This window comes from Vibrio profundi, assembly GCF_043642225.1.
Classification (GTDB): Bacteria; Pseudomonadota; Gammaproteobacteria; order Enterobacterales; family Vibrionaceae; genus Vibrio; species Vibrio profundi_A.
Window position 1 is genome coordinate 1 of sequence record NZ_JBHZSF010000012.1, and the last position, 12,452, is coordinate 12,452.

At 42.5% G+C, this 12,452-nt stretch carries 10 protein-coding genes; 6 read left to right on the plus strand and 4 right to left on the minus strand.

Annotation, left to right across the window (positions count from 1 at the left end; genetic code table 11):
- Window positions 1–2,312: Ig-like domain-containing protein (locus ACHUFI_RS16620; RefSeq protein ID WP_394251117.1), on the minus strand; the 2,312-nt coding region annotated here is incomplete at its 3' end.
- A gap of 406 nt (window positions 2,313–2,718) precedes the next feature.
- Between ACHUFI_RS16620 and ACHUFI_RS16625 the strand changes: the two genes are divergently transcribed.
- From ACHUFI_RS16625 to ACHUFI_RS16645, 5 genes are all read left to right on the plus strand, one after another.
- Window positions 2,719–4,026: a TolC family outer membrane protein gene (locus ACHUFI_RS16625; RefSeq protein WP_394251119.1), complete on the plus strand. Its 1,308-nt coding sequence runs from the start codon at window positions 2,719–2,721 to the stop codon at window positions 4,024–4,026.
- Between the two features lies 1 nt (window position 4,027).
- Window positions 4,028–4,636 (plus strand): OmpA family protein, encoded by a 609-nt coding sequence (locus ACHUFI_RS16630; RefSeq protein ID WP_394251121.1) that lies wholly within the window; start codon window positions 4,028–4,030, stop codon window positions 4,634–4,636.
- Window positions 4,637–4,766: 130 nt separating this feature from the next.
- Complete coding sequence (locus ACHUFI_RS16635) at window positions 4,767–5,117, plus strand: DUF2750 domain-containing protein (protein WP_394251123.1); 351 nt, start codon at window positions 4,767–4,769, stop codon at window positions 5,115–5,117.
- Between the two features lie 74 nt (window positions 5,118–5,191).
- Window positions 5,192–6,400, plus strand: coding sequence for an IS256 family transposase (locus ACHUFI_RS16640; protein ID WP_394251125.1), 1,209 nt, complete (start codon window positions 5,192–5,194; stop codon window positions 6,398–6,400).
- A gap of 182 nt (window positions 6,401–6,582) precedes the next feature.
- Window positions 6,583–8,559: a tetratricopeptide repeat-containing diguanylate cyclase gene (locus tag ACHUFI_RS16645; RefSeq protein WP_394251127.1), complete on the plus strand. Its 1,977-nt coding sequence runs from the start codon at window positions 6,583–6,585 to the stop codon at window positions 8,557–8,559.
- On the opposite strand, the gene queC is transcribed toward ACHUFI_RS16645, so the two are convergent.
- Together queC and queE are read right to left on the minus strand one after the other, a co-directional pair.
- Window positions 8,556–9,248, minus strand: coding sequence for a 7-cyano-7-deazaguanine synthase QueC (queC, locus tag ACHUFI_RS16650; protein ID WP_394251384.1), 693 nt, complete (start codon window positions 9,246–9,248; stop codon window positions 8,556–8,558). The genes ACHUFI_RS16645 and queC overlap by 4 nt on opposite strands.
- Window positions 9,249–9,274: 26 nt before the next feature.
- A complete protein-coding gene (gene queE, locus ACHUFI_RS16655) occupies window positions 9,275–9,925 on the minus strand; it encodes a 7-carboxy-7-deazaguanine synthase QueE (RefSeq protein WP_394251129.1) in 651 nt (216 codons plus the stop codon).
- A gap of 191 nt (window positions 9,926–10,116) precedes the next feature.
- Here queE and ACHUFI_RS16660 point away from each other — a divergent pair, with 191 nt between their 5' ends.
- Window positions 10,117–10,923, plus strand: coding sequence for a Cof-type HAD-IIB family hydrolase (locus ACHUFI_RS16660; protein ID WP_394251131.1), 807 nt, complete (start codon window positions 10,117–10,119; stop codon window positions 10,921–10,923).
- A 45-nt stretch (window positions 10,924–10,968) separates the two neighbouring features.
- On the opposite strand, the gene ACHUFI_RS16665 is transcribed toward ACHUFI_RS16660, so the two are convergent.
- The gene (locus ACHUFI_RS16665; protein ID WP_394251133.1) at window positions 10,969–12,444 is read right to left on the minus strand and encodes a bifunctional NUDIX hydrolase/phosphatase PAP2 family protein; all 1,476 of its coding nucleotides are present in this window, start codon (window positions 12,442–12,444) and stop codon (window positions 10,969–10,971) included.
- Window positions 12,445–12,452: the final 8 nt, after the last annotated feature.

Below are 12,452 nucleotides of genomic sequence, written 5' to 3' on the forward strand. Positions count from 1 at the left end.
TTGAGCACCACGATGCCCGCTGCCACCACATCGGCATCGATGTTGCCCAGCGAGAACGTCGGCGTCTTGTCATTGGTCAGGTTGTCTGTGTCACTGCCGTGCGCGTCTTCTTTGCCGCTGTCGCTCGACGCCACAAGTTCGATGCTTGGAATCGTTATAGCCGTGTCGATTCCATACTCTTGCGATGTTGACCCGCTAAACTCGTTACCAACCCAATCTTCACCGGTTACTGTCGCGGAAACACTGCTACCAGCTGCCAGATCGCTACCTTCTACGTTCACACTCCAAGTTTTATCAGCTTGTACTACTGTCGTGTACGTCTCACCGTTTACTACAACTGTGACTTGATCACCAGTAGCTGCATCTCCTCCGACTGATCCAGTGACAGTAACTGTACTTTCGCTTTCTTCTTTGTTAATAACATCATCTTCAGCGATTGAGTCTATTGAAATGGTTCCTCGAGCCGAGGTATCCACTAAGTAGAACTCTGTCGAGGTTGCTGAGCCAATGTTTCCAGCTTCATTTACAACATTAAGTTTTGCATCAACAATGTTGTCACTATCAGCCGTTAGATCAGAGCCGTTTACATCAATGCTATATTGACCATCGACTACTTGTCCTTGGTATTCGATACCATTGACAGTGAGCACAACAGTACCTGTAGTAAAACTTTCACCCGTAACTGTACCTGTAATCGTAACTGTGCGTTCTGCTTCAATAGCATTAATAACTGAGTCTTCGGTGATTGGATCTATATCGATGTTTACATTGACTTCAGTCGTATCGAAAGTATGGGTAGAGTTCCCAGAACTTGTCACTGCATTACCAGCTAAGTCAGTGGAATTTACCGTAACATCAAAGTCAGTATCATTGGATAAGTCTTCGCCGCTTACGCTTAACTCCCAAGATCCGTCGCTTTCAACGACAGCGGTGTAAGCTGTTTCATTAATAATGGCTGAGACCGTATCACCAGGTTGAATATCTCCTCCAACCGCACTGCCTGTAACTAATATCGTCTGACCTTTTTCGGTTTCAGTTATCAGATCATCTGACGTGATATCATCGACTGTAACTACACCTGGTTCTGCTTGTGTATCTAGTGTGAATTCTAAAGTTGTACTTTCTGAAGTGTTACCAGCTGCATCAGTTTGACGCACCACAACGGTATTCACTCCCTCTTCTGGAGTTGGCTGCGTGTCAGTCCATGTGCCATCTACAAGATATTCAACAATTGCACCGTCTTCGATTCCTGAGACAATTAATGTACCGTCATTAGTAGTCAGATCTAAAGCGGAGTCACCTGTATCATTACCTAACGAAAGGTTTGGCGCTGACGGAGGAGTAGTATCAAGAGTGAAAGTTAATGTACCAGAGCCAGATGTATTACCCGCAGCATCAGTTTGTCGTACAGTTATCGTATTTTCACCTTCGATTGCTTCCGGTGCGGCTTCTGTCCATATTCCATCAACTAAATATTCTATGACAGCTCCATCTTCTGTCCCACTCACAGAATAATTACCGTCATTAGTTAATAAGTCTTGATTAGATGAACCAGTATCGGATACAAGTGAGATGCTAGGGGTGTTTGGTGCTGTTGTGTCTAACGTGAAGTTAAGTTCTGATATTTCTGAGGAATTTCCACTCGAGTCGGTCTGACGGACTGTAATCGTGTTTGTGCCTTCTGTAGGTGTAGGTTCGGTTGTGGTCCAAACACCATCAACTAAATACTCTACCGTCGCCCCCTCTTCTATATTTGTTACAGAGAAACGTCCATCGTTTGTAAGAAAATCATCCGACGCAGAGCCCGAATCAATTTCAAGAGCTATCGTCAAAGCTTGAGGCGGAGTTACATCCGTGACCGAAAGCGCGTCGATTGGATTGTTGAATGCTTCTAATAATGAAAGACTTTGAGTTTCAGACAGTCCTAATGACTCAAGACCTTCAGTATCAAATTCAGTGTCAGCAATTGCCTCTGTACCATCACGTTCTACACTCCCCGAGGAGACTAGGCTTGAACCATCACTTCCACCCGCGGCTGTCGCAAATTCATCAGATAGTTGTGTAGGATCTTGCCCTTCTTCAAGAGCTGCAAAAATGTCAGCGATCTCATCAGTGATCTCTGTTTCACCACTTTCATTTACGAGTGACACTTTTTGAGGGGTATTTGAAGAGGCATCAAATGATTCGAGAACAACATCGCCTAATTGAAGTTGTTCTCCTTGTTCAACTATTCTGATATTTCCATTGGTATCAATAACAATGCGCTGTCCGACAGCTAGAGCTCCACCAGCGATCAAAGTTGATAATTCCATAATTGCCCCTACATCCTACACGTTGACGAATAATGTCAATTTACTGACTGAATTTATAATTGACTCAAATATAACACTCGCATCAATAGTATTCACTTTAAAACATCATACGGTTAACATTTTTTGAGCTAGACGAGTGAGTTGCATCACAACTATAGTTTTTTGTATTAATATCTCACTTTTAATACTGCCCTTTACGTTCCGAAACAGAGATTCAAACACTTAGTCCAATAGTTACTAGAGTGAGTGCACTATCGGAAGTTTAACAATTTTGTTAACAGAACATTAGATATCGACTTGGTTAGGTGTTATTTTATTGACGCTAGTTATTTAGCTTCTCATTTATGAGACACGTAATTGTCTATGATTACGCATCTATTACCAAAACATGCTTTGGAGCAATAAGTTGAATTGGATTCAGAAAAGTACATTGGGTGCAGTTATAGCATTGAGTTTGCCTGCGAATGCGCAAACCTTGGAGCAAGCAGTATCATTAACCCTGCTAAACAACCCGGAAATTAAAAGTTCTTATAATGAATATGTAAGTAAAAAGTATCTAAACGATGCTTCCGGTGGCGCTTATAGACCAAGTATAGATTTAGATGCGGGCATTGGTTACGAAAACACTGACCTAGCTTCTAACAATGAAGAAACCGATTTAACACGTAAGGAAGCGACTCTCACCCTAACCCAGCTCATTTGGGATGGCTCAGCTACGCTAAATGACATGGATCGTACTGCTGCCGACGCAGAATCTGTTCGCTTTCAACTACTTTCGGATGCACAAGATATTGCACTGGAAGTGACCAAAATTTATCTGGATGCTGTTAAAGCACACGAAGTACTTTCTCTTTCTGAAAGTAACCTTGCTACCCACAAAAACATCTATAGCGACATTAAAAAGCGTGTTGATTCTGGTATCGGTTCTACAGCCGATATGACCCAAGTAGAAGCGCGTATTGCAAAGGCACACGGAAACTTGCTAGCTGCGCAAAACAACTTATTTGATACGCATACTCAATTCATGCGCATAGTCGGCCAATCCCCTCAAGGTCTAGTTTTCCCTAGAGCCGATGCTATGGCGATTCCACTTACCGTTGACAATGCCCTATCGCTTGCGATGGAGCTTCATCCAGTCGTCAAGATTTCACAAGTCGATGTGGATTCCGCTAGATTTCAGTATCAGCAGAGTAAGAGCACTAACTACCCAACTCTATCGTTTGAAGCAGCGCAAATATGGCGTGACGATGCAGGTGGTGTTGAAGGTAGTAGCGACGAGTTCTCTGCAATGTTACGTCTAAGGTATAACCTTTATAATGGTGGCGCTGATTCTGACCGAGCAGAAAGCGCCGCGTATCAGTTGAACAAAGCAAAGGACCTTAGAGAACGTACTTACAGAACGGTTGAAGAAGGCCTTCGCCTTTCTTGGAGTGCACTGGATCTCACTCTACAACAAAAAGATTTTTTATCTGATCACGTAGATTCCGCTTCTCAGACAGTTATTGCCTACGAAAAGCAATACCGCATCGGTAAACGAACATTACTCGATCTACTTAACACCGAAAATGAACTTTTCGAAGCACGAAAAGGCTATTTAGATGCAAAATATGATGAGCAATACGCTAAATATCGTGTTATGAACGCTACCGGTAACTTGTTAGCAGCATTACGCGTAGATGTGCCTCAAGAATGGAACGAGAAGGTAGAATACTAATATGATCAAACATTTTATTGCACCGTTACTTTTCGTCACACTTTCTACGCCTGTCTCTGCTGAAGACGAATATGACTACATTTCTACACCGAAAGCTGATCAAATTGCCGACTTATTGGATGACGACAGCGACGGTGTTATCAATGCACGTGACCTTTGCCCTGATACCCCTTCAAAGGCAGAAATTGATAATGATGGCTGTGGGACGTTCATAAAAACGAGCCAGAAAATGCAACTTCACGTGTTGTTTGCTAATAACTCGACAGAAGTGAACCCGGTATTTCTTGGACAAATCCGTGAAATGTCTGAATTTCTAAAGCAATACTCTACGACCTCAATTGAGTTACAGGGCTTTGCGAGTAAAGTAGGTAGAGCATCGCACAACCTCATGCTTTCAAAAGAACGTGCAAACAACGTGCGTAAAGCTCTTGTAGACAATGGTATTAGCCACACTAGAATAGAAATTGTGGGCTTTGGTGATGAAAACCTTTCTGAGCTCGGAGACGACGAACTCAGCCATGCTAAGAACCGAAAAGTGGTGGCGAGCGTTGTAGGTTTCCAAGGTAATGTTAAAGAAGAATGGACAATATTCACCACCATACCTAAATAACTACGAAGGCTAACTCTAAGAGTTAGCCTTTTTTATTTTCAGGCCAGCAAAAGTTACATTTGTTTTATTTATATACCTGCGATTTCTATAGTGTTACCCTAACGATGTTCAAACAATAGAGAGCCAACTAATGAGTAAACTAACTGCTGATATCCAAGCAAACCTTGAACTTTTTGTTTCTGAAACTACTGAAAACAAACTTGTATGGGGCCTTCGAAATGAAGACGGTTGGCTAGCATGTGACTCAACTGAATTCGAAAACAGCGAAGTAATGCCTTTCTGGTCTTCTAAAGAAGATGCCCAAACTCATAATGTCGAAGAGTGGGCTGACTTTGAAGTTTTAGAGATCCCATTAGATATTTTTGTTGAAGATTGGTTACTTACTTTAACTGAAGATGGCGTACTGGTTGGAACCAACTGGAACGCAACTCTAGAAGGCAAAGAACTAGAGCCTTCAGATCTTGCAAAACTCTACATCTAATCTAGAAAGGCGAGAGTGTCCTGAATTCTGTGTAACTGTCTAAACTTAAGCCTTAAAGGCTAAGGATGGACAATATGGATAAGAAAGCACTCGAAGCTTTTGCTCGTGAAGCAGCGAAGTCAATTAAGACAGAATCTGATCTTGATGACTTCCGAAAAATGTTAACCAAGGTGACCGTTGAAACGGCGTTAAACGCTGAACTTGATGAGCACCTTGGATATCAAAAACATCAATCTAGAACCAGCTCCAACTCCCGCAATGGCTACTCGGGCAAATCAATCATCACCGATGATGGAGAAGTCGATATCGACGTCCCTCGCGACCGTGAAGCCAGCTTTGAACCTCAACTCGTCCGTAAGCACCAAACTCGATTCCAATCTATGGACGACAAGATATTGAGCCTTTACGCGAAAGGCATGAGCACACGTGAAATCGTCGCAACGTTCAAGGAAATGTATGATGCAGACGTCTCGCCAACGCTGATATCAAAAGTAACCGATTCGGTGCTTGAGCAAGTGATTGAATGGCAGTCGCGACCTCTCGATGAAATTTACCCTATCGTTTACCTCGATTGCATTGTGGTTAAGGTGCGCCAAGACAAGCAAGTCATCAACAAATCCGTGTATCTCGCGTTAGGCGTGAACATGGAAGGCCAAAAAGAACTGCTCGGTATGTGGCTCTCTGAAACGGAAGGTGCCAAGTTCTGGCTTAATGTGCTGACTGAGCTTCAAAACCGTGGGGTGAAAGACATCCTTATCGCTTGCGTTGACGGACTCAGGGGCTTTCCCGATGCTATCAACACTGCGTTCCCAGAGACGCAAATACAGCTCTGTATCGTGCATATGGTGCGAAACTCGGTCAGGTACGTCCCTTGGAAAGACTACAAAGCGGTGACGACCGACCTGAAGAAAATCTACCAATCAGCCACAGAAGACGAGGCGCTGTTGTCCTTAGAGCAGTTCTCTGACCGATGGGATAGCAAGTACCCTCAAATCAGTCGCTCTTGGACGGCGCATTGGGACAACCTCAACACCCTGTTTAACTACCCAGAGGATATTCGCCGAGCGATTTACACGACTAACGCCATTGAATCCCTCAATAGCGTTATTAGAAAAGCGATTAAGAAACGTAAGCTATTCCCAACGGATGAGTCAGCTCGAAAGGTGATCTACCTGGCTATCCGAGATGCTTCCAAGAAGTGGACGATGCCGATTAGAAACTGGCGACAAGCTCTAAACCGCTTTATGATTATGTTCGAAGACCGACTCACTGAATATATGTAACCCAGGCAGTTACACAGAATTATTTACAGGGTCAGAAAGGCCGCATTTTTGCGGCCTTTTTTGTACAAACATCTCTCTTTCATACGCCTCAGCGCACAATTCTTTCTGCACATTTTATTATTCATTGCTCTCAATTTATCTAGATTTTAGAATGGCAATCCACTCTTTACTTTTTCTCGTATATGTTTCGTCGCTTACTATTATCTCTTTCAATTTCCATCGTATCTTTCTCAGCTCTGTCTTCTGTAAATCAGACTGACTTTAAACAACCTGAAGACTCACCTAACTCTCAGTGGTATCAGGTCTATCTTTCTAAGCGAAGTGTTAACTCTAGTAGTGCGTTAAACATGCTTCAAGAGCGTTATGCAAGTCTCGAATCATCCGGCGAAAAATTATTTATCAGCTCACTTGTTTATCAATTCATGTCGATAAATAAGCAACCTTATTTTGGTGGGAACTCCTCTGATGCTAGTTTTTCAGCATTAGAAGAAAAATTCATTCAGGCGCTGTCTCATGACGGCCGCGGTGAATATCAATTAGCACAAAAGCAATTCATCAGCTTACTCAATGAGATGCACGTATCGAGTGATACAGAAGGTCTAATCTTATTCAATTATCAACTCTGCCGCTCTTTGAATGAGCAATCGAAATATCACAAGGCTAACTTTTATTGCAGCTCACTCTCTGATTTATTACAAAATACCTCTGATCCAGCAATGCCTAAATATATCGGGTATAGAGTCGTCGCTAACAATCAATACTTTCGTGGTGACTATAATCGGGCGCTGAAAACTTACCACCTTCTACTAAAACAATATCCCAACGGGCTCGATGTGTCCGGCGTCTATAACGACATCGGAAACCTGCTGAGAGAGCTAAAACAATATAAAAAGTCCGAAGAGTATCTGTCTCGTTCACTTGAGCTAAGAGCTAACTCATCGAAATTGGAACAAGCTCAAGTGCATCATAGCTTAGCTGATCTCTACATGTCTCAAGGCCTATTACAAAAAGCCATTGAACACTTCGAAGCTGCTTTGCTGCTACTCACTAACGTTAGTCATGAGTATGGCTTGGCTATGACAAATTTAGGTCTTGGAAAAGCTCACACACAGCTACAAGATTATGATCGCGCACATGAGTACCTAGTTAGTGCTTTAGGCAGCGCATCATCCTTTGGGCATGATGGTATTCGAATTGAAACTTATTTGGCTCTTAGCGACGTATTTGAAGCGCAACACTTACTAAAAGAGGCGTTCCATTACGCGTATCTTGCAAAAGATTTAGCAGAAAAAGTGCAACGCAATAAATATTCAGGAAAAACTTTATTGCAGCTCACCGCTCTTTCTAAACTCGAAAATGACTTTAAAAGTGCATACCACTTTTATACCCAATATGCGGAGGCTGAATTAAACAGCCGTGATGTTGACAGCCGGCTCGCTTTTGAAGCACTAGAGCTGACAAAGAACCAATATGAGCAAGAGCTTGAAACCTCTATTTTGGCGAATAAATCGAGACTCGATAGGCTTCGTATAAAGCAAATGGAAGACCAAAGGCTCATGTACAACTTGGTGGTCATCGCCCTTTTACTAATCGCTAGCCTCTCTTTTTACATGAATCGAAAAATTCAAAAGAAATCAGAGTTAGATTTAATGACTCGCTGCTTAAATAGAGCTGCAACGATAAGGCGAGTGAGACTCCTACCGGCCTTATCCGAACCAGAAACGAATCACGTGTTGATTCTACTCGACTTAGATAACTTCAAATTGATTAATGATACTCATGGTCACCCTACTGGTGATAAAGCGTTAGTCCATATTGCAGAGAGAGTCCAGAGTGGATTACAAGCTGGGGAGTTCTTGGGAAGGCTTGGTGGAGAAGAGTTTCTAATACTACTGACCAATGTAGATGAACATGATGTTGAACTAAGGGTTAATCATTTACATCAGATTATTGCTAATTCTCACCTTACTACTGAGTCAAACGCTCGATTGAATGTTACCGCTAGCTTTGCATATCTTTCGACACCGCACGCTTTAGGTAACTTCGACGAGCTTTATTCAATTCTCGACCAAGCTCTCTATCAAGCTAAGAAGAATGGCCGAGACTGTATTGTCGATGCTTATAACGACGAAATCGATATGCCGAGTTCTGCCTATTAAGCAGATTCTTGTTTGCTAGTCAGGTTCTTATTTACTGATTCTTTATTATCAAGATATTCATCTAGCCCTGCTTGACGTAAATCGCATGCAGGGCAATCACCGCACCCATCACCAATTATTCCGTTATAGCAAGTCAATGTATGGTTGCGAACTAGTTCTAGAGAACCATATTGGTCCGCCAATGCCCAAGTCTCCGCTTTGTTTAGCCACATTAATGGCGTTTTAATCTCAAGCGGTTTGTCCATGCCTTTTACTAACGCAGAGTTCATCGCCTGAACAAAGTCATTTCGACAGTCAGGATAACCAGAAAAGTCCGTTTCACATACTCCAGTTATCACTGTATTCGCTCCAATCTGATACGCATAAATACCAGCAAGCGTAAGAAACAAAATATTTCTTCCAGGAACAAATGAGTTTGGTAAACCATTTTCTTGCAGCTCATGAGAAACTGGAATGTCATCACGCGTCAGAGAGCTTATCGCGAGTTCATTAAGCAGCGTAACATCCATCACTTTGTGGGCTTTCACACCTAGATCTTTCGCTAAGGATTGAGCGACTTCGATTTCTAACTTATGACGCTGCCCATAATCAAAAGTAATCGCATGAACCTCGTCATACTCTTTCAAAGCTTGAACTAAGCAAGTTGTAGAGTCTTGCCCGCCACTAAATACAACAACAGCTTTATTCATCATTTGTCCTTATTACAATGGATTAGTTACGCAATGCTTAGATACTTGTGAGTTTGGATAGACAGTCTCCAATTCCTCTCAATGCAAGTATCAATACACAGTTGAGTTGCTCTTTCTTTTTGACTGATGGGCTGAAGTGCGACGATGACGTCTTCTGAAATTTTTGCACCTTCAAGTAAACCATCAAGGTGCTCAATATCTTTAATTGTACCGACTGGATGCTTAATCTCGTTAGCTCGCTCTAAAGCGCTAGTTAAAACTGGCAACTTACCTTTCATCGCCACTTTTGGTGACACTGTCACCCATGTGTTTTTACTCGCATGTACCTCAGACGTACCACTTGTTTCTATTTGGCACTGACAGCCGATAGATTCAAATGCTTCAGTAAGAGGACGCAGGTCGTAGATACACGGTTCACCGCCAGTTATCACAATATGTTTAGCTGTATAGCCTTGTTTTTGATATTCATCGACAATACCTTGTGCGTCGATCGGGGACCAAGTCGGTGAATCTTGCGTCTTCACCATAATATCACCAAGTGTTGTTTCATCTTCAGGTAGAGCTTCCCATGTTTGTTTGGTGTCACACCAAGCACAGCCTACTGGGCAAACTTGAAGACGCACAAACACCGCCGGAACTCCGGTAAAGACCCCTTCACCCTGAATAGTTTCAAACATTTCGTTAATTTTATACAACTTGGCCTCGGCTTATACCATTATCAAAAACACGCAGGGGCGAGACATTAAAACACTCTTGCGACAAGGTCAAATAAATGAAACTTAAGTAACAAAATCAGCAAAGTTCTGGCTACCGTCACAAAGTTTCAATATGCTGCTTCCTGAATTATAAATCACTTTTTAGGTAAGTTATGTATAAGCTCGTTGCCCTAGATATGGACGGCACACTACTCACTAGCGACAAAACCATTTCCGAACCAACCAAATTGGCAATCTCGAAAGCTCGCCAAGCGGGTGTCAAAGTCGTGCTGGCTTCAGGAAGACCGCTTGAAGGCATGCAAGCCAAGCTTGAAGAATTGAACATTGATGGTTCAGAAGACTACGTTTTGTTCTACAACGGTTCTAAAGTTCAAAACGTTTCGACCAAGGAAACCATTCACAGTGAGATTAGTAACGGTTATTCCGCCAAACTCATCGCTAGACTCGCTCAAGAACTCGGTGTTTTCGTTCATGCATTTAGTGAGCACCACGGTTTAATCACGCCAAAACATAATGAATACACTCAAATTGAGGCGACCATCAACGGGTTAGAGATCACTGAGTTTGATTTCGAACAGCTTGAAGATTCTCATCCTATTATCAAGACAATGATGGTTGCTGAGCCGACTAAGTTGACCAAAGCTATTCAGGCGATCCCAGAAGAACTGCGCGAACAATTTACCATCGTACAAAGTGCCCCGTTTTTCTTAGAGTTCTTAAACCCTAAATCTAACAAAGGTGTCGGAATTAAAGCTATTGCAGACCATCTAGGCATCCATTCTAATGAGGTGATCTGTATTGGTGATGCAGAAAATGACCACCACATGCTTGAATACGCAGGGCTCGGTATCGCGATGGAAAATGCGATGGAAGAAACCAAATCTATCGCTGATTACATTACCGCTAGCAATAACGACCATGGCGTAGCAAAAGCGATTGAAAAGTTTGTATTAGTATAAAAGCTAGCATACAAAAATGCCCCACTTCCATGGGGCATTGAGTTATTAGATAAGTTTGCCTTTACGAACCGATACCACAAAAAGCAGAATCAACAGTGGGAAACGTATAGTCTCAACCCCTAGCGATAATATTCCGCTATAAGAAACGAATGTTGCACCGTACAAAATCACTTCATTCATCAACAATAATAGTACTATTGTTGCAATAACTTGCTTGAAGTCGATCATCTCTTTATTGCGGTCGAAAGAAATCACTAACATCGATGCCGTAAGTAGCACCGCCAGCCAAGCCGTAAACACAGGAAGAGGCCAAACCGCGGTGATGACTACAGTAGCACCTGTCAAGCCAAACCAAACACCTTTAGACGAGACCAACGTTAACAAATCAATGTCTTGGCGACTTGACAGTCGAATGATATTCCACGCAGATAGCGAACCAAATAAAGCCCCTACCACCATGTCAGTTATAAATGCCGAACCACTGTAAAACTTAGAAAAAGCAATCCATGTAATAAACGCTAAAAAGCCTAACGTCGCTTTATTGATAGACAACTTACCTAGTTTATAAAAAACCAACGTCGCAGCACACGACCAAACTGCAATAGGTAAACTTGGAAAACTGAATCCATAACTAGGTAACAATTCTAAAGCCGGCGTATAAACATGAGGCTTAGGTAACGAAAAGCCTTGCTGTGCTACCAAACATAACAATGAAGTTACCGTTACCGTGAAGAACAGCTTAAAGCCAAATTCTTTTCCAAAATACCAATACGCTAATGGAAACAACACTAGCATCAACCAAGGCTTAGTTAATGTCATTGCGAGCATCGATAAACTGTTAATACCGGCGGTTATTGCGCTCGGCAATGAAGATATTGATTGCTGAAGGTTAGACATCCACCCTAGCTCAATCTGATTAAATGATGGGGCGGCCTTAATCAAGTTATCAACATAGGTGACAGGCTGATTGGATGCATCGTTAAACATCGCTCTAATAGCCGGCCACTGTTCTGGGTAGCGATATTCGTGAGATTCAAGATTATCTGGAGAAAGTAACATAGCGCTAGCTACCTCCACTCCATAATGAGGGGCAAACCAAACCGGCAATTCATGTCCATCTAATACGTTATTGAAGTCGTACGCTATTACATCCGAGTCGGAAACGCAGTCATAGATAACCGCCGTCGCGGTATACCCCAAAATTTCTTTGGCAGTCACTACCAAGCCCGACTCTTCCCATGTTTCGCGCTCAGCTGTTAAATGGGGAGGCTCTCCTTGATCGATGATGCCGCCCGGAAGGGATATTTGCTTCGTCAGGATCTCGTTAACAAGTACAATTTTATCGTCAGCTCTCACGATACATAGCGCACCTTTAATATGGTCAGGTACTTCGTTTGCGGGTAACAATGTGGAAAACAACACACCAAACATCCAAATCACTAGTAACACTGGTCGCCTGCTCACGATAATTTCATCCTTAACACTGTCTTTACTTTCACTTAAACCTAATACCATTTGCATAGCTATTT